Annotated in this window: 19 protein-coding genes; 14 read left to right on the plus strand and 5 right to left on the minus strand. The window is 53.2% G+C overall.

The window, feature by feature from the left end; translation table 11 throughout:
* Positions 1-42: 42 nt before the first annotated feature.
* Positions 43-1,296 carry a tyrosine--tRNA ligase gene (tyrS, locus tag PUV54_RS02175; RefSeq protein WP_274493879.1) on the plus strand — a complete coding sequence of 418 codons (1,254 nt, stop codon included), beginning with the start codon at positions 43-45 and terminating at the stop codon, positions 1,294-1,296.
* Here the strand turns inward: tyrS and PUV54_RS02180 are convergent.
* On the minus strand, positions 1,293-4,682 hold the full coding sequence (locus PUV54_RS02180) for a YhdP family protein (RefSeq protein WP_274493880.1): 3,390 nt from the start codon (positions 4,680-4,682) through the stop codon (positions 1,293-1,295). The two genes, tyrS and PUV54_RS02180, sit on opposite strands and share 4 nt — an antisense overlap.
* A 205-nt stretch (positions 4,683-4,887) precedes the next feature.
* On the opposite strand from PUV54_RS02180, the gene bcp reads away from it, so the two are divergent.
* The 4 genes from bcp to PUV54_RS02200 all read left to right on the plus strand — a co-directional run bounded on the left by bcp (position 4,888) and on the right by PUV54_RS02200 (position 8,230).
* Positions 4,888-5,358, plus strand: coding sequence for a thioredoxin-dependent thiol peroxidase (gene bcp, locus PUV54_RS02185; protein WP_274493881.1), 471 nt, complete (start codon positions 4,888-4,890; stop codon positions 5,356-5,358).
* Positions 5,355-6,185: a ferritin-like domain-containing protein gene (locus tag PUV54_RS02190; protein ID WP_274493882.1), complete on the plus strand. Its 831-nt coding sequence runs from the start codon at positions 5,355-5,357 to the stop codon at positions 6,183-6,185. Before bcp ends, PUV54_RS02190 begins: the two co-directional genes overlap by 4 nt.
* A 139-nt stretch (positions 6,186-6,324) precedes the next feature.
* Complete coding sequence (locus PUV54_RS02195) at positions 6,325-7,641, plus strand: peptidoglycan DD-metalloendopeptidase family protein (protein ID WP_274493883.1); 1,317 nt, start codon at positions 6,325-6,327, stop codon at positions 7,639-7,641.
* Positions 7,625-8,230, plus strand: a complete 606-nt coding sequence (locus tag PUV54_RS02200; protein WP_274493884.1) for a bactofilin family protein — start codon at positions 7,625-7,627, stop codon at positions 8,228-8,230. The genes PUV54_RS02195 and PUV54_RS02200 overlap by 17 nt, the downstream gene beginning before the upstream one ends.
* A 76-nt stretch (positions 8,231-8,306) precedes the next feature.
* Here the strand turns inward: PUV54_RS02200 and PUV54_RS02205 are convergent, their stop codons facing one another.
* From PUV54_RS02205 to PUV54_RS02215, 3 genes are all read right to left on the minus strand, one after another.
* The gene (locus tag PUV54_RS02205; RefSeq protein WP_274493885.1) at positions 8,307-8,789 is read right to left on the minus strand and encodes a hypothetical protein; all 483 of its coding nucleotides are present in this window, start codon (positions 8,787-8,789) and stop codon (positions 8,307-8,309) included.
* 107 nt (positions 8,790-8,896) lie between these two features.
* Positions 8,897-9,259, minus strand: a complete 363-nt coding sequence (locus tag PUV54_RS02210; protein ID WP_274493886.1) for a flagellar biosynthetic protein FliO — start codon at positions 9,257-9,259, stop codon at positions 8,897-8,899.
* A gap of 80 nt (positions 9,260-9,339) precedes the next feature.
* Positions 9,340-11,616 carry a glycosyltransferase gene (locus tag PUV54_RS02215; RefSeq protein WP_274493887.1) on the minus strand — a complete coding sequence of 759 codons (2,277 nt, stop codon included), beginning with the start codon at positions 11,614-11,616 and terminating at the stop codon, positions 9,340-9,342.
* 375 nt (positions 11,617-11,991) lie between these two features.
* Between PUV54_RS02215 and PUV54_RS02220 the strand changes: the two genes are divergently transcribed.
* The 9 genes from PUV54_RS02220 (at position 11,992) to PUV54_RS02260 (ending at position 22,552) form a co-directional block, all read left to right on the plus strand.
* Entirely contained in the window at positions 11,992-12,795 is an 804-nt protein-coding gene (locus tag PUV54_RS02220) for an exopolysaccharide biosynthesis polyprenyl glycosylphosphotransferase (protein ID WP_274493888.1), read from the plus strand.
* Between the two features lie 213 nt (positions 12,796-13,008).
* Positions 13,009-13,647, plus strand: a complete 639-nt coding sequence (locus PUV54_RS02225) for an XrtA/PEP-CTERM system exopolysaccharide export protein (RefSeq protein WP_274493889.1) — start codon at positions 13,009-13,011, stop codon at positions 13,645-13,647.
* 36 nt (positions 13,648-13,683) lie between these two features.
* The gene (locus PUV54_RS02230; RefSeq protein ID WP_274493890.1) at positions 13,684-15,225 is read left to right on the plus strand and encodes an XrtA system polysaccharide chain length determinant; all 1,542 of its coding nucleotides are present in this window, start codon (positions 13,684-13,686) and stop codon (positions 15,223-15,225) included.
* The gene (locus tag PUV54_RS02235; protein ID WP_274493891.1) at positions 15,222-16,148 is read left to right on the plus strand and encodes a P-loop NTPase family protein; all 927 of its coding nucleotides are present in this window, start codon (positions 15,222-15,224) and stop codon (positions 16,146-16,148) included. Before PUV54_RS02230 ends, PUV54_RS02235 begins: the two co-directional genes overlap by 4 nt.
* A gap of 4 nt (positions 16,149-16,152) precedes the next feature.
* The gene (locus PUV54_RS02240) at positions 16,153-17,844 is read left to right on the plus strand and encodes a porin family protein (protein WP_274493892.1); all 1,692 of its coding nucleotides are present in this window, start codon (positions 16,153-16,155) and stop codon (positions 17,842-17,844) included.
* A 1-nt stretch (position 17,845) separates the two neighbouring features.
* Positions 17,846-19,312: an XrtA/PEP-CTERM system-associated ATPase gene (locus PUV54_RS02245; protein ID WP_274493893.1), complete on the plus strand. Its 1,467-nt coding sequence runs from the start codon at positions 17,846-17,848 to the stop codon at positions 19,310-19,312.
* A 32-nt stretch (positions 19,313-19,344) separates the two neighbouring features.
* A complete protein-coding gene (locus tag PUV54_RS02250) occupies positions 19,345-20,223 on the plus strand; it encodes an XrtA system polysaccharide deacetylase (protein ID WP_274493894.1) in 879 nt (292 codons plus the stop codon).
* Positions 20,220-21,299: a FemAB family XrtA/PEP-CTERM system-associated protein gene (locus tag PUV54_RS02255; protein WP_274493895.1), complete on the plus strand. Its 1,080-nt coding sequence runs from the start codon at positions 20,220-20,222 to the stop codon at positions 21,297-21,299. The genes PUV54_RS02250 and PUV54_RS02255 overlap by 4 nt, the downstream gene beginning before the upstream one ends.
* Complete coding sequence (locus PUV54_RS02260) at positions 21,296-22,552, plus strand: TIGR03087 family PEP-CTERM/XrtA system glycosyltransferase (RefSeq protein WP_274493896.1); 1,257 nt, start codon at positions 21,296-21,298, stop codon at positions 22,550-22,552. Before PUV54_RS02255 ends, PUV54_RS02260 begins: the two co-directional genes overlap by 4 nt.
* Here PUV54_RS02260 and PUV54_RS02265 read toward each other — a convergent pair.
* A complete protein-coding gene (locus PUV54_RS02265) occupies positions 22,492-23,484 on the minus strand; it encodes a carbon-nitrogen hydrolase family protein (RefSeq protein WP_274493897.1) in 993 nt (330 codons plus the stop codon). The genes PUV54_RS02260 and PUV54_RS02265 overlap by 61 nt on opposite strands.
* Between the last annotated feature and the right edge of the window lie 25 nt (positions 23,485-23,509).

Consider the following 23,509-nt stretch of genomic DNA (forward strand, 5'->3'; position numbering starts at 1 on the left):
GCGTGATAGTCCGGCGGTTATTCCAATAAACCGAGAAGCCCCATGACTGCCGGCAAAACTTACAAATCCGACTTTTTAAACGTGCTCGACGAGCGCGGGTTTATTGCGCAAGGCACCAATTTGGACGGCCTTGATGAAAAGGCCGTTGCCGGGATTGTCACAGGTTATATCGGATTTGACGCTACCGCGCCGTCTCTTCATGCGGGCAGCCTGCTACAAATCATGTTGCTTTACTGGTTGCAGCAAACCGGTCACCGACCTGTTGCACTCATGGGCGGCGGCACAACCAAGGTCGGAGACCCAACCGGCAAGGATGAGCAACGAAAACTGCTCACCGACGACGATATCGAGACGAATATATCAGGCATCAAAGATGTATTTCAGAAGTTTTTAACATTCGGCGACGGGCCGACTGACGCCCTGATGGTCAACAATAACGACTGGCTGTCACAGCTTGGCTATATCGAGTTTTTGCGCGACTACGGTATTCATTTCACCATTAATCGGATGCTCACCTTTGACAGCGTCAAACTCCGGCTTGATCGCGAAAGCCCAATGACGTTTCTCGAATTCAACTACATGCTGATGCAGGCTTATGACTTTCATGAGCTTTTGAACCGCTGCAACTGCACGCTGCAACTTGGCGGCACTGACCAGTGGGGCAATATCGTCAATGGCGTCGAACTTTGCCGGCGCAAAGACAGTACGGAAGTTTTTGGTCTGACGACGCCGCTGCTGACCACCGCCTCCGGTAAGAAAATGGGCAAGACAGAAAACGGCGCAGTCTGGCTGAACGCCGACATGTTCTCTCCCTATGACTACTGGCAGTATTGGCGGAATGTTGAGGATGCAGACGTCGTAAAGCTGCTCGCGCGGTTTACCACGCTGCCTATGGATGAAGTTCGAAGGCTGGGCGCATTAGACGGCGCTGAAATAAACGAAGCGAAGAAAATGCTCGCCAACGAAGCAACCGCGCTCTTGCACGGACCGGAAGCGGCTAAAAGCGCTGCCGAAACCGCGCAAAAGACATTTGAACAAGGCGGGCTAGGGGGAGATCTGCCGACAATCAAACTAAGCGCAACCGACTTGAGCGCATCGCCGGTTATCGATCAGTTCCTGGCGGCAGGTTTGTGCGCCTCAAAAGGCGAAGCGCGCCGTCACATCAAAGCGGGCGCACTGAAACTCAATGACGAGCCCGTGCGTGAAGAACGTAATTTTACTACTGACGATATTCGCGACGGCGCCATCAAACTTTCCATCGGCAAAAAGAAACACGCGATTTTGCGATTGACTTAATTCTGGTTGTCTGTTGGGGCCTGCTCTTCAGCGGGCGGCGCCGGCGCTGTTTCAACAGGTGTTTGCGGCCGCAATATCCGGCGGAAAATGCCTGGTGTTAAGGCGGACAACGGATTGACGGTGACTTGTGGACTAGCCGTCTCACCGCTCACATTATAAGTAAATGCGACGATGCCCTCGCCTTTTTTGCCAACAAGCAAGTCACCAATGATAGGCGTGAAGCCCAGAATGGAGTTCAGCATGTAAAGCGGCGCGACGGCGCCGTTCAGTCGGGTTTGGCCTCCGGCCCCAAAACCAACAGCGCCATCGACAGATATGCCAACCGATGAACCTGTCGCCTGCAGATCATCAATGTTCAACTCACCGTTCGAATACTCAAATTCGCCAGCAGCATAGTCGAATTCGATACCTTCCCCGCTGAGGAGGTTCGCAAGCCCGTCGAGAGAGCCTGCTGACAATATTCGGGCAAGTAACGGCGCGTTTATGACTTGCATTTCTCGTGCTTCAATCTCACCTGAGAATCCAGCATCTTCTTCAGGGTGAAGCATAAGGCGCATAATGCCCTCGCCGCCATGGACAGAATTGAGACCAAACAATCCTGACATCAGCCCGCCTAACTCTTTTGTCTCAGCTTCAATCATCCGTTGCGGGCCTTCCTCAGCGCCGGTCATGGACATGGTGACTTTCAACGGCGTGCCGCTTTCATCAAATGCAGTAAAATCCAGAGCGCGGAGATTTTCGGCATCACGAAGCATATCCAACGCGCCGTCTAAATACTGAACGTCGTTGCGCATGGCCATCCGGTCTATACGTGCATTCACCGCAATTCCCTGACCCCAGGGAAAAGGTTCGCCATCAGATTGATTGGCGCCGCCCAACATCTGCTCAATCATAGGGGCTGCATTCAAAAACGGGCCCACAGCCGTAAAGACGAGCACGCCTGCCGCATCACGTTCCGCCCGTATCGTCAGGTCAGCCGCTTCACTTAGCGAAAAGTCTGTGATGCTGGCGGAGCGAAGCGCGCCAGCGGCGTTAAACACCATCGCCCCCTCAACATGAGCGTTATTGTCCGCTTCAATTGCAAATGAGTCGACGAATACGCCGTCATCTTCAAACCGCATTTTCAACGTCCCGGATGCGGGCATGTTTGCCGGCTTTCGCCAACCCAGTGCTTCGAAGGACATAGAGGCGTCGCTAAAATCCGTATCGAGATCGAGAGATTGGAAGGCGCCTAACTCGCCTATGGCTCGCCCTTTAAAGTAAACCGGTCCGCGGACGAATTGACGGGGGGAGATGCCAAATAAATCACCGGCTGTTGAATCAAATGTTCCAGCTATATCTAGTTCGGAAGGGCCGTCTTCGCGGAAAAAGCGTTGCGTCCACACCAGTTCGATTGGCGCTTCTTCTTCAAGCCTCGCATCCGCGGTGACTGTCATTGAACGAGTTTTTAAATCAACCTGTCCCTTTGCATTCGTGAACTTGATGCCGCCGACCAAATTATCAATGGCCAGATTATCGAAGGTCGCAATTCCTTTATAACCATATTCATGACTTGCTACGTCTCTCTTGTTCGGGCGCATGATTTCGACATTGGCTTGCGCCTCACCGCTGAACTGATCAGGCGACAAGTTCACTTTCGTAAGCAATGTCATAGGTTTTTCATCAAGAATCCCGAGGATTGCCCGCGCATCGCCTTGAGCCGTAAAACGATAATAAGTGGGCCGCCATTTCGGCATGAATTCCGGAAATGACACTTCCCCCTTAAGAATGTCGACTTCGCCGACTTCTGCGTTTTTAACATTCAGCAGAAAACTGTTTCCGCGTAAAACGCCCGATCCAGAGCCATTGCGTAACGGGGTCATGCCATTGACATAGTGCGCCATGACGTTGCGGGCATTAAAGGTAAGCTCCATGGCGTCATCTGGCAGCGCACCATCTTCGGCAATGGCGCCTGGCGCCATATCCATTTTGAACATGATGTTTTCGATATGCGCGGCCTCAAGACGTTCCTCAACCCAATCACGCGCGCCGTTTGCAAGACCTTCTTTCGGCCAAAGATTAAGCAGTCTTGCTGGGTTTAACGATCCATCAAAGCGAATATCTGCAATTACGCCAGGTGAAACAGATGAGGCTTTGTCCCCTTCACGCGGTGCATGAAACGATACCGATCCGACAGCATCCATTTCCTCAACAGATGTTTTCAGGCGTTTTACGTGGAGACGCCTTTCCTCAATTCGATAGAGGCCGTTTGCCTGATTATCCTGAAACGCCAAAGTCCCCTCAAGATAATCGGGGGAAGCGATCGCAATCTCGCTTGATTGAAGATTAAATGAAATTTCCTGAGGCTTTCTGATATCCTCGCCAAAGCTGACGACAATATTGCCTGATATGTCACCGCGCGCGCCTTCCACATCAAATAGAAAGCGTTCCAGTGAAAAGTGGTTACTCTCGGGATCAAAGCCGGCCACCCAGGAAATTTCAGAAATGCGCCGGCGAGCACCGCCCAATGTGAGATGCCCGGCGCCAACCGTTGCATCAAACTTCGAGGCCAGCACGTCACCCTCTGGTGTAAATGACAGCTCGGCCACCCCCGATACCGGCGCTTCGATAATTGATGCACGATCCCCATAAAACATGCTTAAAATGTCACCGATTGGAAAACGCTCTCCATTGACGAGAACATCGATGACGCCGCTGTTTTCAATATATTCTGCATTGGCGGCGAGCGTTGCGCTGGCTCCATCCATTTCGATAGCGCCGGATACGCGTGCAGCCAGTCCTGAAGCATTTCGTTTCAAATAGATCTGGGTATCTGGCGCTGACCAAGACCGACCCGACGCCGCATCAAGAAACAAGACTTCCGCGTTGTTCAGTTCCGCCGACTCAAATGCGCTTTTTAGGATACCACCATCAATCAAGGATGAAATTCCAGGGAATGCTGACTTTTTCCGTTCTGTTTTTGCGACAGGAATTTCAACGTTCTGATTTTCACGCCGTATAATTTTGAAAGTCGCGCCTTCTGCAACAAGCGTTTGCGGACCGACTTCTCCCCGCAACAAATCACCAATTTGAAATACCGCGAATATTTCAGGTGCAAAGGCAGCGCTATTCTCCTCTGCATCGAGAATATTAAGGTCATGGAGACGCAGACTGAGATCAGCGTTGTCGCGACTGCGCTCAATTTCGATGGATTCAATGCGGGCATCAAACCCTGATGGCAATCGGCGTTCGATCGCAAGCTCTGCACTCGAACGAAACAGATTGAGCGAAACAGGCCCCTGCCCCGACCGCCAATACACATAAACCAAAGCAGCAGCAGCAATCGCGATCGCCAGTGCGGCAATCTCGACAATCAGAACGGCCGTTTTGAAGGCCTTTTTTTTCATGCAGCCGCAAACCCCGCGAAACTGTCACTTAACGCCGCCGAGCGCCGTCCCCACTAATAGCGCTGCAAACCTCAATCGGTACCGGCCATTTCCGGCCCCTGCAAGTCTGAGCCCAGAGTTTTCCACAAACTACGGCGCCTGGTCTGGCCAATTTCTAATGGCCCGATATGTTGCGCCGCCGTAGCAATGAACAGGTAGATCAGGAATGGCCAAAGCACTTGTAGAGGGCGTTAAAGCGCCAGCATTCTCAATAACCCTCGACGATGGCGAACTGGTTAAATCAAAGGATCTCATCGGCAAAAAGATTGTCCTCTACTTTTACCCGAAGGACGACACGCCTGGCTGCACCAAGGAAGCAATCGCGTTCACGGAGGACATTGCAAAATTCAAACGCGCCGGCGCCACCGTCATTGGCGTTTCGCGAGACACCGTGGCCAAGCATCAGAAATTCAAGGAAAAATACAGCCTGAAAGTGCTGCTCGGGGCGGACGAAGACGGTAAAGTCACGGAGAAATTCGGTGTCTGGGTCGAAAAGAACATGTATGGGCGCAAATATATGGGTATCGAGCGTTCGACGTTCCTCATCGATGAGAAAGGCGTTATCCGCAAAATCTGGCGCAAGGTGAAAGTGCCTGGCCATGCCGAGGCCGCTCTGGCCGAGGTGAAGGCCCTTTGAAGTCTGTAGAACTGACAATCCTGAACGCGGCTTATGCTGTTCTGACAGCCTCTGATCCGGCAGAAAAGTGCGCTGCCGCTGTCCGGGCGGACCGTTTGCTCGCCTCTGGCGCACCGCTGGGCCAAGCCGTTGCATCTCTGCCTGATAAGCCTGCGCGCCCGGACCAGCCTGTTCTGGTGCCGCCTGGGGAGGTTCCCAAGCGCCGGCTTGGGTCCGAAGCTGGCCGTACAGCGCTGCTGCACGCCATCGCCCATATCGAGTTCAACGCAATTGACCTTGCTTTTGACATGGCCGCCCGGTTTACGCCGGAAATCGAGAAAATGGGCCTCGACAGTGATGCTTTCGCCCGCGACTGGGTCCGAATCGGCAGTGAGGAAGCTCGTCATTTTTCCATGATCAATCAGCGCCTAAACCAGCTGGGTAGCGAATACGGCGCTTTCCCGGCGCACAACGGCCTTTGGGAGGCCGCAAGCAATACACAGCAGAACGCCCTCGCAAGACTAGCAATAGCGCCACTCATTTTGGAGGCGAGAGGACTTGACGTGACGCCGGATATGATTGAAAGGCTGCGCTCGGCGGGGGACGAAGAAAGTGTCTCAATTCTTGAGGTAATCTACCGCGAAGAGGTCGGTCATGTGGCCTGTGGAAAACGCTGGTTCGACGCAATTTGCGCTTATCAGCAGCGCGAGCCGCTTGAAGCTTTTCATGCGATGCGCGATCAGTATTTCGCAGGCCAACTGAAACCGCCCTTTAACCATAAGGCCCGCCAAAATGCTGGCATGTCTCGTGCGTTTTATGAACCGAATGGAAACGAAAAGCGCGTCTAATCGAAAATCTATGGCCGATTTGGGAAAAAATACCGTTACACCATCACATAACTGTTGCGTCATCGGCGGTTTTACGCTGCAATGCGGACAGGGGTGGCATCGTAGCGTGTGTGTGCGCGTGCAAGGGGCGTTTGTATAAATGAGCCGTCGTTCCGGCAAATTCAGGCGCGTACTCAGCCGTCTCTTCAAAGAACGGCAGATTTATCACCGAAGCGATGGCGTCGTACACTTTATCTCGATGTCGTCGAAAACGCAGATTGCGCTGGCTGTCATTGTTGGCGGCGCGCTTCTCTGGGTGGCTTACGCTTCAGTGAACGTGGTCTTTAAAGAGCAGATCATCGTCGCCAAAGAGCGCGACAGCCGAATCATGGAGACGACTTATTCCAAGCGTCTTAATGATGCGCAGCGCGCCTATGATGATGTCAGCGAGCTAAACCAGATTATCAAGCAGAACTTCGACGAGACCATGGCGGACATCTCTTCCCGCCACCAGCTTCTGCAAAACATGGTGGAGCGCAAAGCTTCGATCGATCAGGGCCTGGATGCATTGGCTGAGGGCTTGTCAGAGGCAGGCGGACCAAGCGGTCAGCGCCCGACAAACGGCAACCGCGTAATGATCGACGTCACGCCCGGCGAGCCGACGCCCCGACAGTCGCGTCTGTCAGCCGCGCGCCGTCAAGCTGTGGAACAGATGGAGCGCCAAAACAAAGTCGCGGCGCCAACTGGCGGCGCCAGCGAAGCCATCAAATCCATGAACGAGGCATCAGCCGATCTTTACACTGAACAGATGCTTCTCCTCGCCCGGCTCGAGGAAAAGGCCATCGCCGAGCGCGATCATTTAACAAAGGTTCTTGAGAGCGCCGGCATCCCTGTCGGCTCGATCGTAACACCGGCAAAAATCTCCAACACTATGTTGGCGCAGGGCGGCCCATTCATCGATCTGACCGCCACGAGTGAAGCTGATGCTCAGTTTTATTTTCATGCCAATCGTGCGGCTGCGGCTGTGGACGAACTGGCCGGGCTCTATACGGCGATTAAGAATGTTCCGCTCTCATCACCGCTGATCGTAGGCCGGAGATTTACGAGCGGCTTTGGCGTTCGCCGTGATCCGATCAATGGAAAATACTCACGCCACAATGGCATTGATTTCGCAGCGCCCTGGGCGTCGCCAATAACGGCGACAGCGGACGGCGTTGTGAAATTCGCGGGCACACGCTCTGGTTTCGGGCGGTGTGTTGAAATCAACCATGGAAACGGCTTCATTACGCGTTACGCGCATATGAACCGGATTTCGGTCAAGACGGGGCAGAAGGTAAAACTTCACGATAAGGTGGGAGAGCTGGGTAATAGCGGGCGTTCTACTGGACCGCACGTGCACTACGAAATTCTCTATAAAGGCAAACCGCTCAATCCCCGCCGTTTTATTGAGGCAGGAAGATATGTTTTCGAAAGCTAAGCAGAGCAAATCACAGGACTCGAAAAAGGCGCAGAAAGGCTCCCTGCCTGACACGCCGCCGCAACAGCAAGTGAATTTCCAACAAAGCTCGTCCAAGAAAGGGTCCGGCGTTATGAAATCGGCAGGCGTTCCATCCATCATTTCTTCGGATGTGATCTTGCACGGCAACATCAATTCGGCGGGCGAAATTCAGCTCGACGGCACGCTGGAAGGCGACATCAAAGCGGGCTCGCTTATCATCGGCGATAAAGCTTCGGTCAAAGGTGAAGTCATTTGCGAGACCGTGACTGTACGCGGTCGCGTGGAAGGCGGCATCCGCGCCAAGTCAGTCTCACTCGCCTCATCGGCGCACATTCAGGGCGATATCCTGCATAGTTCGCTGTCAGTCGAGACAGGCGCTCACTTTGAAGGCAACTGCCGTCACTCAGATGATCCCTTATCGGAATCATCCGCCAGTGATTTCCGCCGGGCGCGCCCTTCCGCACCGACACCAGCGCCGCGGCCAGTCACCAGCTCGAACGATGATGATGACCGCAGCACGAATGACACGCCGTCATTTTTGAACGCAGGCCGTTCGCCGCTACGCTAAATTTTATAATAACTTCAGCAAAAAGGCCGCCCCAAAAGGCGGCCTTTTTTATATTTAGAATTCCGCTGTTGAGGAATTACCTGCCGCGCATGCCTGACAGACCCGAGATTGTCGTTAATAAGGCTGCGCCGGATGTAAGATAAGCGCCCCATTGCACGCCGCCGAGACCGACCTTCGTCCCCATCATAGAAACGAGAAAAAAGCCCATCGCCGCGAGCGAAATCAGACCAGCGGCGAGCGTTACAACACTTGTCAGGCGGCTGACAATCGGAAGCAAACCCAACACGCCTATCAACGCAGCGCCCACGGACAAAGACGCCGCCCATGACATAAGGCGGCTGACATTTTTTGAGTCATTGACTCGCCCGTCGGATGCGCAATCCTCGCCACGTGGCAACGTCAAGTTGCGCATGCAGTTAATCGCGCCCCCGATAAATTGATCACCCGTAACCAGAGTTTGTTCCTCACGGCCGCTGACAGGATTGTCCGATTCATATGAATACATCGGACCGAAGAACATCGCCGCGACAATCGCCAGCGGCAGTAAAATGCGGATCATGTGATATCCCCGTACTTGCCCACAACATGAACTGGGCAGTTTACAATCTATTAAGGATGAAGCCAAGCATGCTGTAAGGCGCGGCCTCGGCGCGACTTTAGGCCAGATTATGCCGCGTTTTTTCTGACAGAGCGCAGTTTCTTGGCAAAATCGCCAACGCCTGCGAATGGATTAGCGGCGGGGGCCTCTGCCAAAATCTCTTCGTCAGGCCCGTTGAGGTTTTTGTCGATTATCGTTTCGCCATTTGGCCCCAGCACAATCAAATATTCCGTGTCGTCACATTTTACGATCGCCAGCCGCCGCCGCGCATCGATGGGCAGCATTTCTTTCATGGAAAGCCGCCGTTTTGCTCCCGACAAGCCTGACATGGATGCAAGGCCCGCTTTTTTTGCGGCCAGCGCACAAATCCCGATCATGCCTAAAACAGCGGCAAAACCGAAAATGAGCCGAAAAATCTCAGACGCAAGCATGCACTGTTTCCCAGTAGCTTATATGCTTAAAATATCGGACTTATGTTTAACGTGGTGTTAACGCCAAAAGCGCGCAGTGATTAAGCTTGTCTTTCAAAAGTTTCACGCAGGCTTTTAAAGCTCAAAACCTCTCCGCCAATGTCTTCCTTAAACCAAGCAAGGAATTTCGCGGTCTTGTCCAGCATCTCTTCTACCTGCGCTTGGTGAGGAGCGTAGGCGTTTCCTCCCGCCGACAAACTGGTTGAGTGCAGCGTGAAGGTGAACACAGGCGTTTTGTCCGTCATGAGCTTTCGCGCCAATGATTTCATATCCTCGATTATCGCGCCTTCAGGCGATAGCCGTACGGGAATCTTTAGAGTTGAGAATTTATTTTTTCGGCGAACCGGAAATCCGGGAGGCGTTTTTTCCTGCGATAAAAACACGTTCGTGCGCCGTATTGCACATGCGCCTGATACGGGCGTTACGAAGACGCGTGCCCCGCCACCGCTCTCTGCAACAAAAGGTCTGTTCGACATTGCAGAAAAATCGGGGCCGCCACGATCGGAAAAATCAAAAGCTGCGCTTGGGCTGAAGTCAAATTGCACGCCTGCGTCTGATAGCAATGGGTAATCTTCAGGCCCCACGCCATAACGACCGGCCCGGTGGGCGATAGCCTTGCTCTTAAAAACCTGCTCATAAGCCGCTGTCAGAGAATTCAGCTTTTTCTCATAAACGTCCCGCGGCAAATTTTTCTGATAAGAGAAAAACTCGCCAGTGAAGTTATTCGGCGGCGTCGTCCATTGGTGAAGATGAATGCCGCAATCGGCTTTACCGCTTTCTACCAAGTTTTTAAAATAACCCGCCGTTCGATCATCTTTAAGAAATGGCCGTGTCAAAAAATAAAGCGGCTTAACACCGTACCCTGCGCACAGTTTTTGAAACGCGTCCACGTCTTCCGGCGAATTAACTGTGTAATCGACATTGTCAAATTCACGCCAGTCAAACTGCTCTTCGGTGTCGACTGTTACGATTAATCGCGGTCTATAATTTTCTTCTATTGTCGAAAGGGGAACAAAAGAGACAGAGCTTCTACGCTTTGACTTGCCGGCAAGCTCGTTAAATATTTTCTCCATGCCGTCTGCCGTCTCACCCCATGAGTGACTTTCCGCATACGTCCTAACATCCTTTCGCGCTGAAGGATGTCGAACGAGGTCATTAACGGTGGCGACAATCTCTTCTGGTCTCCGGTCCCTAATCAGCCGCCCAACCTGTTTCGTCCGGATCACTTCACTGGCTCCCCAAACATCGTTTGCAATACATGGCGTTCCACATGCCATGGCTTCGAGCAGAACATTGGGCCAGCCCTCCCGCGACGAGGCAAGAACCAGTATGTCCGCTGCGCGATAAATCTCGGCCAGTTCGTCATGGGGGACACGGCCAAGAAAATGCACGCGATCACGAACACCGAGCGAAATAGCCAACTTTTCCAGCGCTTTGCGCTCCGCTCCCTCCCCGGCGATCAGTAATGTCGCGCCATGAATTTCGGCCAAGGCTTTGATAACGCGGTCATGACCTTTGCGTTCGATCAAGTGGCCGACACTCGCCAGAACCAAGCCATCCAATCCTAAAATTCTACGGGCTCGATCACGGTCGCCCGTTGTGAACTTTTTCAGATCAACTCCATTCCGGAGTACGGTTATTTTTTCCTGCTGTACGCCAATATCCGAAAGTTCGCGCTTTAAAGCCTCAGCAACCGTGATGATGGCGTCAGCAGTGTTTGCGGCGTTGATAATTTTTTTTCGCGCCGGCGCATACCGAGGAAGAAAATTCACGTCCGTTCCGCGTGCAGTAATGATCAATGGCTTGTCAAACTCACGCGCGATGTCCGCCGCCGCAACACCGTCTGGATAAAAATAGTGCGCATCGATAAGATCGAAATCCCAACCGCTTTCATTCAGTCTCTTGACTTCTTTTCGCAGACATCTCCGCAACGCTGCTGGCGAGAAATGCATAGCGACTTTAGGCGGAACGAAATAGCGCGGATGATAAACGTCTATGTCATCTACGTTTTCATGCTTTGGCGCCCTGGCCCAGTCTGCGTACTGTCCAAATGCATGATGACTGAATGGAAACCACGGGACCGGCGCAATGACTTTGATGTCGGCATCATACTTGTTCCGATATGCAGACAATCTGTTGGCGACGAACACGCCATGATTTGGCGAAGCCGCGTTTGGAAACAGGGTTGTAAAAACCAAAATGCGCATAGCTTGTAGATGCACGCTCTTCTTGTCGAAATCGTAATAACCGGCCACCGGGTAAAGTGATACGCATGCGGTGTTAAGAAAAATGATCCAGCGGAAGCACTCACCGTGCATTAACTGATCATTGACCTGTACAACTCTAGTTTATGGGCGAAGCTGTTTGAGACCAGCCGCAAATGACAAATTCTGCACCAAGTGTTTCGGCGGAAGTAGCCAATGCGGCAGCATCTGAACGCCTGCCAGCGCTCACATGTATCGCGCTATGGGCAACAGCATCTGGCGGCTTATGGGCCGGGATACTCAGCCTCTTTGTTCTCTAATTTACCCGCTAACCGTTATTTCCGCCTCGCAAAGACAATTCTCAGCGATTTTTCTCTGTTAACTTTTCGTTAGGCATGTAATATGCGGAGAAGTGCTCGATGTGTCGCGTTCTGACACACATTGAGCCGCAAGGGCTTGTATCCTTGCCCATAGTGGGGACTGGGGGAAATGGTCGTCGTATACGCTTTCGGGCTGGCCGCAGTGGCAGTGTGTGCTGTCGCGGCATCTCGAGTGTTGCTTTATCCAAACCACAGGGGCCTTCCCGAAAACACGTTTCTTCGGGAGGCGGAAACCGCTTCTGCGCCTGCCTTTGACGCCGGCGCGATCAATACAGAGCTAGCCTCGCCTGCCGACCTGGAGTTGGCAGCCGCTCTGATAAACTCTCAACAAATATCTGTAATTAAAAGGTTTTCTGATATTGTTCTAAGTCTTGCCTTGTTGGCGGTTACGCTGCCCATGTTGGCCCTCACGGCAATCGCCATCAGACTGGATAGCCGTGGGCCGATCCTCTACCGCCAGCGACGCGTGGGCTTCAAAGGCCTGGAATTCGAGGTCTTCAAATTCCGCTCAATGATTGTTGACGCCGAACCTGACGGACCTCGCTATGCAGCGACGAAGGACGATCGCATCACCCGCGTTGGCGCCATCATCCGTAAGTTCCGAGTTGATGAAATTCCGCAGGCAATCAATGTCTTGCGCGGTGAAATGAGCTTTGTTGGACCGCGCCCGGAACGGCCTGAATTCGTCCGCGACCTCGAGCAGGAAATACCGCTCTATCACTGTCGGCATCTGGTCAAGCCAGGCATTACAGGCTGGGCCCAGGTGAAATACGAGTACGCTGCCTCGGTCGAGGGTGCGCGGAATAAACTCCGTTATGATCTCTACTATATTCGCCATTTTTCCCCATTGCTCGACCTCCTCATCGTTCTCATGACGGTGCGGGTGGCGCTATTTGGTATTGGCAGTCGATAAGCTGTGGTCAAATGGCTGGGTTCCTTCATGGAATCAGGGGAAGGACGAAATTGCGAAAAATCGCGGGCTTTCAGGCTTTTGCGCCGTGATTTCAGCATTTCGAAGGTTGGCGCGGGCATGGCAAAGAAATTGCGTTGCCATTAGACTGAACAGCGATTTTTCAGAGCTTCTTGCGCCAGCTTGATGCTTAATTGGACGCCACAGGGGTTAACCATGATGAAGATTTTTAAACCGTTTCGATGCGCTCTCGCTGTTCTCGCCGGCATAGCGCTCACCGCCTGCTCATCTATTGGCGGCGACAACCTGCAAACCGCACCCGCGAGCGCAGCCGACGCTGCTTCCGCCGCACCCGATTATCTGATCGGGCCGCTCGACAAACTTGAGATTTTTGTATGGCGTGCAGAGGAGCTTTCCACCAATGTGACGGTTCGCCCTGATGGACGCATCTCAACGCCGCTGGTCGAAGACATGGTCGCCGCTGGTAAGACTCCTTCGGCGCTTGCAAGCGACATCGAGGGCGCCCTGCGCGAATACGTAAAATCACCGGAAGTTACGGTGATTGTCAGCGACTTTTCATCAACATTTGATCAGCAAGTCCGCGTTCTTGGTGAAGCGCAAACGCCGACGGCGCTGCCTTACCAGGCTGGCATGACCACGCTCGACGTGATGGTCGCGGTGGGCGGCCTTACGGAGTTCGCCGCTGGCAACCGCGCTGTGCTGATCCGCGGCCAGGGCGATGACCGGCAATCTTATCGGCTGAAGCTCGATGACCTGTTACGCAAAGGCAATATTTCGGCAAACGTGCCGGTATTGCCGGGCGATGTTATTTTGATCCCGGAAAGCGTGTTCTAGTTATAGAAGCGCCAACGGATTTGAGGGAAACGCGTTTTGTTTAAGTTCTCAGATCTGCCTCAACCTATCATTCGTGGGCTGAATGGCCTGTGGCGGCGGCGATGGCTTATCGTCATAGTCGCCTGGGGGTGTGCGTTGCTTGGCTGGCTGGCTTTGTGGCTGGTCCCTGACAAATACGAGTCGCGCGCGCACGTGTTCGTGCAAACGGAAACCATCCTCGAGCCCGTGCTGACAGGTTTTACGGCGCGTCCGGACTATTCACGTCGGGTCGAGGTGATGCGGCTTCAGCTATTGACCCGGCCGAATGTCGAACAGATCATCGATCGCGCCGGACTAGCGGACACGATCGAGGCCGGCTCCGCCATGGAGCGACGCGTCAAGATGGAAGGCATGGTCGACTGGGTCGCCGGCCAGATCAAAATTGAAAGCCCTCGGGAGATGTATTTCATCATCTCCTATAAAAACAGTGATCCAAAAATCGCTCAGGCTGTAGTTGATGCAGTTCTCAACATGCTGATCGAGCAGGATCTCGGCGCAAGCCTGACCGAAAGCGAAGCGGCGCGCCGGCGGCTTAATCTTCAAATCGAAGAGTATGAAGAAAAACTCGCCGCCAATGAACGCGCGGTCGCAACCTTCCGCAGCGAGCATGCAGCCGAACTGACCAGCATTCAGGGCACTTCGCGTCAGCGCGAGTTGAAAGAAAACGAACTAACGCGCGTAAGCGACGAACTTGACCGAACGAAAGGCCGTATCTTGACGTTGCAGAACCTGATTTCTGCAACGCCAAGACGTGCTTCCGGCGGCGAACTTGAACGCCTTCGCGTCGAACTGGCTTCGTTACGCTCGCAATATGAAGAAAGTCATCCTGACATTCGCGGCGTACTTGCCCGCATAGAAGAACTCGAAAGTGACAACTCAGCACTTGCGTCGAACCCCGAATATATTCGCTTACAGTCAGAACTGAGTGTTGCACGCGATTCCATCACAGCACTTGAGGCGCGTGAAATTCGCCTCAAAGACGAACTCAACGCGCTTGATTTCGCCACTGGCCAGGCGCCAGCAGTTGAAGCCGAGCTTCGTCAGATTGTTCGCGAATATGAACAGACTCAAAAAACCTATGAAGAACTTTTGTCGCGCCGCGACCGGCTCGAGCTAACGCGCAATCTCGGTGCAGCAGGCCGCGGCGTTGAGTATCAGGTCTTCGAATGGCCGACGGTCGCCCTGGCGCCGAGTGATCCTCCTCGCCTTCTTTTGATTATTGGCGTTATTTTGCTCGCCGGCGGCGCCGGCGCCGGCGCAGCGCTAGGCCTTGCGATCCTCGATAAGAGTTACACGCAAGCAAGCGAACTGCAGCATGCCTTTGGCTTGCCTGTATTGGGCGCGCTGAGCGAGGTTGCCTCAGAAACGGTTATAGCGGAACGCAAACGCGACCTTTCCCGATTGGTAATGGCGAGTGTGGCGCTTGTCGCTGTCGCAGGACTTTACACTTATCTGACGGTGTTCAGAATTCCGAACGGTACTCCTGAGGCCGCCACGCAATCTGCTGATGCAGTGATCAGCATGGAGGCACGGTCATGAGTATTGTCGAAAAAGCCGGCGCTAACGTCCTGAAGACAAACTTCAGCAAGAAGGGCAAAAAGAAAAAAGAGAAGGGAAAATCTGCCGAACGCACTGAGCTCGACATTGCAAAAGAGCCAGAAACAGTCGCGGTGGACTATAAGGCTCTTTCGGCTAACGGATTCTTTGACCCGGCGGATAAATCGAGCCAATTGGCACTTGAACTCCGCGCGGTAAAACGGCGCCTGCTTCGCCGTATCGGGTACCTGCGCGCCAGCGGGGAACGCCAAGCCTTTAGAACATCCGGAAAGCAACGCAACATCATTCTGGTGACGTCGACGCGTGCGGGTGAAGGCAAGACATTCACTGCCAGCAATTTGGCTTTGTCTCTCGCACTGGAAGACAATATCGAAACGCTGCTGATCGACGGCGACCTCGCCCGGCCGAAAGTGCGCGAACGGTTCGGTTTGCCCGCAGCGCCGGGCCTTGCCGATTGTATGCTCGACAAAAACCTCGATCCTGAAACGCTCGGCTGGCGCTTGAAAAACACCACTATGCGTATCCTTTCTGAAGGCGCACGCACGGAACGTCCCACGGATTTGTTCAATACTGCCGATTCGCAACGCTTTTGGAACGATCTTGCAACTGCAGACCCTTCCCGTCTGATCATCGTTGACGCTCCACCCGTCCTGGCCACAACAGAAGCCGTTATCCTTGCTAAATACGCAAACGAGATTTTATTTGTGGTGGAGGCTAATTCCACACCCGAATCCGCCGTTGCAGCAGCAATTGATGAGTTAATCGACGTTAACCCGAACGTGTCTATAATGCTGAATCGCTGTCAAATTGGCGCAGGCGGGGCCCATTACGGCGCATATGAATATTACGGCCGCGAGAGCGGCGATGAAAACCCGGAAGCGGAACAAGCTTCAACAAAGGACTAGACCTATGGGGCACGATATACAGAACCAGTTCCTAAAAGGCGGTATTCGCAAAGCGTTGCTGGCGAGTGTCGCGACCGGCGTCACGGCAGGCGCAGCCATTGCTCAAGTCACCGCGCCGAACGCGCCTTTGTCGCTTTCAACAGATTATTTCGGTTATGCCGCAGGCGTCTCGGTTCGAGGCTCCTATTCGGACAACATCAACCTTCAACGCGATGGCTTGAAGAATGATGAGTATATTTTGTCCACGTTTCTGACAGGCGGTGCGATTTATTCATCGCCTCGCGTAACAGCGGTGGTCCTCGGCGATCTTGATTTTTCATACCTGTTCGATCAGAGCGACCTCGCCATAAACCAGAACATCGGCTTTACAAGCACGTTTACAGGCGTCGATAATTTACTCTATTTCGACCTCTCCGGCTCAACATCCCGACAATTGATTGGCGACAACGCCCGCTTTTCAGGCAACATAAACGCTGCGCGCGGACAGCGGGCGGATGTTCATTCTTATTCCGCAAGTCCATATCTGTTCCGCCAGTTTGCTGACGAGTCTTCCGCAGAGTTGCGTTACCGGTTCTCGCAAGTGTTTGTCGATCAGGAGGCCTCACCTATCGGATTTCTGACAGGTAACTCACTGAATGATTCCACCACCCATGAAGTGCTGGCGCAGTACGATTCAGGCCGCGCGTTTGACCGCTTAGGCTTTCGTTTAACAGCGTTCGGCAGCGACACATCCGAGGATGGCGTCAGCGGCCTTCCCGACTTCGAATATCAGCAAGGCTCTCTTTCAGCTGCAGGCAGGTTCTCGCTTTCCAATCAATTCGCGCTTTCCGGCGCCGTGGGGTACGATGAAGTCGATACCGCAGGCGCGGCGACGATCTTTTTCAATGATGACGATCTTTCCGGCTTTTTCTGGCGTGCAGGATTTACCGCACAACCGGGTCCGCGCTCTCTTATCAGACTGGAATATGGCGAGCGATATGGGGATGAGTTTATTGACGCAGAAGCGCGATATGACATTTCTGATCGTTTTGTGTTTTCCGCCGGCGCAAGCCGTTCATTTAGAACGCGGGCGCAGTCTGTTTCGTCACAATTCCGCTCCAATCAACGGCAAACGCTCGACTTCGCAGATGCATTGCGTGAAGGGCAGGAACTTTCCGCCCGCAGCATCATCGAGTCAGCCAACTGGTACGCGAACAGTTTGAACTTCGGCCGAGCGCAGACCACAGGCGTCGCCGTCAGCGATACGGCGTATGCTTCTCTTGCCGGAGAATTCGGACGCACCAGCCTGTCAGTGAATGGCTTTTATTCAGATGACAATTTCGGCTTCCGCCAGATTGAAACTATCGGAGGGAGCTTTAACCTGCGACGCCGCATGTCACGCCGCCTGACCGGCTACGGCTCTGTTTCGTTCCGCCATGCCGACACAGCCTTCGATCCGGCGACCTGTGAAGCCAATCCTCAAATTTTCGGCTTTGACGTCACCGACCCCATGTTCAACGCCATGACAGACTGCGCCAACCTTGCCGCGGAAAACGGCGTCACAAACACGTTGATCGGACGCATTGGCGCTTCCTATCAGATCTATGAGAATGTCTCGGCGTTTATTGAAGCGTCCCATACGGAACGCTTTGCGCCTAACCCCCTGCTTGAGTATGGCGAGAATAACGTGCTCGCGGGGGTAACCTTGGATTTCTAAAATGTATGAAGAGTACTTTCGGCTCACCGATGCGCCTTTCCGGTTGAACCCGGACCCGCGCTTTTTTTACGGCAGCCGAAGCCACAACAAGGCGATGGCGTATCTCCACTACGGCCTAAAGCAGGCCGAGGGGTTTATTGTCATCACCGGCCCGGTAGGCGCCGGAAAATCGATGATCATCGGTCACCTTCTTGACCAGTTGAATTCGTCAAATGTTGTGGCGGCCAATCTTCTCACATCCAATATCGAGCCTCAGGACCTTCTAAGCCAGATCCTCTCGGCATTCCGCATCGAACCAGAGGGAGAAGGCCGCACCGGAGAGATTGAGGCGTTTGAAGATTATTTGTTCGATCAATTGAACCGCGGCCGGCGTGTACTCTTGATCATCGATGAAGCGCAAAATCTTCCTTTCAAGACGCTGGAAGAACTCCGCATGCTTTCGAATATTGATTACGAAGGCACGCCGCTATTCCAGGTATTTTTAGTCGGGCAGCCTGAATTCAGGGCTATGATCGAATCTGAACGGCTGGAACAACTGCGTCAGCGAGTCATTGCATCTTATCATCTTGAGCCGCTCTCTACAGAAGAAACACGCGATTACATTCAGCACCGCCTTTCCGTAGTCGGCTGGGAAGACGATCCGTCTTTTTCTGACGAAGCGTTTAACCGGATCCATGAAGAAAGCCTCGGACTGCCGCGACGGATCAACACGCTTGCCAACAGGGTTATGCTCTATTGCTCGCTGGAAAAAACCCATGATGTGACGGAAGAGGTCGTCAAGCTTGTGGCCGAAGAACTACAAGAGGAAAAACTCGCCGCCAAAAAGGCCGTAGACCCAGTACCGCCAGCTGAAAAAATCGAAGTTTCGGCTGAGCCTCCTGATCCGGAAATCGTCACTGCCGTCAAAAAGCGCAAGGCGGAAAAAAAGCCGCAAAAGAAAGCCGCGCCTGCTGCTCAGCCCGAAGAAAAGGAAAGCGATGTGGTTGTTTCAATCGACACCGCAAAATCAAAGGACGGCATAGCGGCAGAGGCGCCGAACAGCCAGGAAGAAAAAGAAGCAGATGAAAGCCCTGTTCGCCAGGTGATGGCGTCATCCATGAGCGTCCTTGATCGATTGAGATCCAAAAAGGCAAGCGCAGAAGAACGCCAGGAAGCCACACTGAATGACGTGGCATCAGCCATCGCTGCCGCGTCTGAGACAGCAACTGACGGATCAGCCACGCGCGGGAAAGATGCCGTTGCACAAGCACCGGACCAGCCTGAAGATGCGCCTTCCTGGCGAAAAACCATTGTTAAATCTGTTGAAGACACGCAGGAAGAGTTGAAAGACGCCCATGAAAATGTCTTGCGGCTAAAACGGATGATTGCGCAGTCTAAAGATGCGCGCAAAGAACGCCGGCAGGAAATTTCAGAAAGTCTTTCACGCGCTGAAAGCCTTTTACATGAGATCCGCAAAGCGCAGGAATAAGCACTGCTGTAAACAATCGCCGGACGCACGACGTGACAGAAACGCGAGAACTTTCCTTGAATGACAGCGGGCGGCGGTTCGCTATGTCCGTGGACGTCGAGGACTATTTTCAGGTCTGGGCATTTTCTGACATCATTGCGAGGGAAAGTTGGGACGGCTTTCCGTTGCGGGTTGGCGAAACAACCCGCGCCTGCCTCGATCTATTTGACACGCACAATACAAAAGCGACGTTTTTCACCCTCGGCTGGGTGGCGGAACGCGACCCGGCTCTGATCCGGGAAATCGTTGATCGCGGCCACGAGTTAGCCAGCCACGGCTGGGATCATACGAAAGTCGACCAGCAATCGCATGAACAGTTTCGCAGTGACATCCAGAAAACGAAATCATTGCTGGAGGATATTAGCGGGACCGAAGTGAAAGGGTATCGCGCAGCCGGTTTTTCAATCAACAAAAAAACGCCCTGGGCTTATGAGGAGTTAGCTTCAAGCGGTTATCGCTACTCTTCGAGCGCCCACCCGATTGCTCACGATCATTACGGCGATGTGAATGCCGAACGCAGCCCCTACACCCCCCTGCCCAATAATCATTTTATCGAAGCACCAGTAGCGACCGTTGATCTGTGGGGACGACGAATTAGCGCCGCCGGCGGCGGATGGTTTCGCGCCGCGCCATTGCCTGTCTACAAATCGCTTCTGTCACGCGCTTCTGCCAGCCTGGAAGGTCCGGCAATTTTTTATTTCCATCCGTGGGAAATTGACCCAGAACAACCGCGCATGAACCGGGCAAGCATGAAATCGAAAGTGCGGCATTATCTCGGCCTCAACCGGATGAAAAACAAACTGGCGAATATTCTCTCGGCTTATAGATGGATAAGAATCGATAGCGCCCTTCAGATTGGAGAAACGGTGTGATCAACGCGCAGAATACCTCGCGCGAAATTTCTGCTGAAATTGCTGTGTCGTGCAGCACCTCAACAGACCGTGCGGAGTGGGACTATTATGTTCGCGCTCATCGTGATGGCTCGTTTTTTCATCTTTCCGGCTGGCTCGAGGTTGCGCACAAAGCTTACAATTTTGATGGCTTATATCTCACGGCCCGGCGTGGCGACGTTCTTGTCGGCGTGTTCCCGTTAGTTGACGTACGCTCACCACTATTGGGCCGCTCTCTTATCTCAACCGCTTTCACGATCGGCGGCGGTCCCCTTGCTGATGATGCCATAGCCCTGAATGCACTGCTGCAGGCAGCAGAAGAAATTGGCGTAAAGAAACGTGTTCGGTATATTGAGTGCCGGTCTAATTTTGAGGGTAATGATGCTTGGGCTGTCAAGCCGTCAACATCGTCTGTATTTCGGTTGTCTCTGCCGAAAGATGAAGAGGCAGCCCTAAAAGCCATTCCAAAACGTCGTCGGGCGGATATTCGAAAAGCCATCAAGGCGGCGTCCGAAAATCAATTCATTGTGCGCCATGACGGCGACCCTGATGTTTTTTACGAGCTATACGCTGCTTCTCTGCATCGCCTGGGCACGCCGGTATTTTCACGTAAGTTCATCTATGCCGTTATTGAAGCCTTCGACGCAGAGACAGAGATCTCTGCGATTGAATATAAAGGAAAACCTGTTGGCGCACTGGTGACATTTCATTATGACGGCGTCGCCCTACCCTATTACGTTGGCGCGGCTCGCAACGCACGCGCGATACATGCTTTTGATTATCTTTACTGGAATGTCATGCGGCACGCCGTTGAAGATGGGTATACGACCTTCGATTTTGGACGCAGCCGTGTTGGCAGTGGCGCTTATCAATATAAAAAACTATGGGGCATAGAGCCTGAACCGCTAAGCTATCGGGTCAAACTAATCAAAGCGGCTGAACTTCCGGATGTAAATGCAAACAATCCCAAGTTCTCCCTGTTTTCAAAGTTGTGGCCGCGTATGCCGCTTGTTCTCGCAAATAACATCGGTCCTTTGCTGGCGCCGAATTTTCCATGACAAAACCGGAGATACTGTTTCTTGCCCACCGTATTCCTTATCCGCCTGATAAAGGCGATAAAATCCGCTCATGGGCGTTGCTGAAATATTTTGCTTCACGCTTTCGCGTTCATCTTGTTTGTTTTGTCGATGACCCTAGCGACTTCAAGCACGAAGAGTTTCTGTGCAGCATCTGTGACACGGTGGCGCTGGTTCCGCTAAATCCAGCCTGGAAACGTGTCATGAGTGCGGGCGCATTCATCCGCGGCGAACCGCTAAGCTTTCGCTATTTTGATAGTTCCAAGATGGACATGGCTGTTGCGCGCGCGCGTAGCCGACCTCTGGTCATGGAATTCGCGTTTTCATCGGCGATGGCGCGCTTTATTGAAAAGCCTGTTCAAGGCCGAAAACGCATTATCGATTTTTGCGACGCCGATTCTGAGAAATGGTTGCAATATTCAGAGACCAGCATTCTGCCCATGTCCTGGCTGTATAAGAGAGAAAGCCGTTTGTTGAGGAATGAAGAAACCAAAGCCGTGAACTGGGCCGACGTGAGCTTTGCCGTAACTGCAGATGAAGCAACACTTTTTAATCGAAGAAGTAGTATTAAAAAGTCCGTGGCTGTACTTCCGAATGGTGTCGACACAGACAGGTTCGATCCTTCGGGCGTGAGTCCCGGTAACGAATTGTCTTGCGATCTTATCTTTACCGGCGCGATGGATTATCACGCCAATGTTGAAGGGGTTATCTACTTTCTTGAAGAAGTCTGGCCGCTTGTGCGTTCAGAGAAACCAGATGCGAATTTCGCAATCGTTGGAAGCAATCCAGTTAAAAAAATACGAGATCATCACGGCCAGAACGGTATTATCGTTACCGGGCGCGTCGACGACATCCGTCCGTACTTGGCAGGCGCCAAAATAGCCGTTGCGCCTTTGCGTGTGGCGCGCGGCGTTCAGAACAAAGTGCTGGAAGCAATGGCCATGGCCAAGCCGGTTGTAGCAAGCATTGAAGCGATGACGGGTATAGGCGCGCCAAAAGAAGCCGCCATCGCCGCTTCCTCTTCTCAAGAGATCGCTGATTCAATTTTAGCGCTTATCGATGACGAATGTCGGCGCGAGCAACTCGGAAATAACGCCAGGAACTTTGTCAAAGAAACCTTCGGTTGGGCCGCCAGTTACGCCCAACTTGACCGAACACTCGAAGACCTTGACGTTTACTCTTCTTCGTCGAGTGAGCCTGACAGCACGCCATCTGTGAGCTCAGAAACGCGCTGAACTCTCGCGCCTGCAGGCGTCATGTTGACTCGGAAATCAAACACGTCCGGCCGCGAGTAGTGCCCCGCAATATCGCATGCTGATTTTGCCGCTCTCACCATGTCGAGAGAGCCCTCTGCAATAAGCATGTCTTCCCCCACGCCTGCCTCAGCGATGATTTCACCGCGCGGATCAATGATCGCGGATTTGCCGGGATGCTCCCACACTCCGAATGGCTTCCACTTGTCAGGAATGTGTTCCTCTAACCGAACCCCGGCGGCGCAAACCACGTAAGCCCCCGCCTGACTGGCGAAAGCACGGGACAACAAATGTTGACGCGCCCAGCAATATTCGCTCGGCCGGGGCTCTTTCTCCCAACCTGGCCAGAGCGCGGCGTGAATTTGCGTTCCTTGTGCGGCAAGCGCGTAACCGGGCAGCATCATCTGATGCTCCCAGCAATTGAGCGCACTGATGCGGCCATAGTCGCGGTCAATGACATTTAAACCGGCGCCGTCGCCATCGCCCCAGATGATGCGTTCGGCATGTGTCGGTTTCAGTTTGCGGTGACGATTGAGCACCACGCCTTCACGCCCAACGGTCAATGCCGTCGCGTAGGCGGTGCCTTGCGTGTGCGGATCGCGTTCTGCGACGCCTATCATGACATCAACATTGGCGCCAGCCGCCGCTTCGCACAACGCTGCAACCTCTGGCCCATCAAGTTCGACCGCATTTTCCAGAAAGACAGCACTCACCTCCCAGGTGAGATCGATCACAGGACCATCGACCCAGAACGGATAGCCCGGCAGCCAGCACTCGCCGAAGGCGGCGATATCAACACCGCGCTTGCCCGCCTCAGCAATCAAATTGCATGCTTTTTCCGTCGATGCTGATTTGTCGAATAATACAGGGGCGGCCTGGATCGCGGCCATTTTGAAAGTGGAAGTTGCGCTCATTGACCTGCCTTTCGTTAAGGCAAAT

The organism is Hyphococcus flavus (assembly GCF_028748065.1).
GTDB classification, from domain to species: domain Bacteria; phylum Pseudomonadota; class Alphaproteobacteria; order Caulobacterales; family Parvularculaceae; genus Hyphococcus; species Hyphococcus flavus.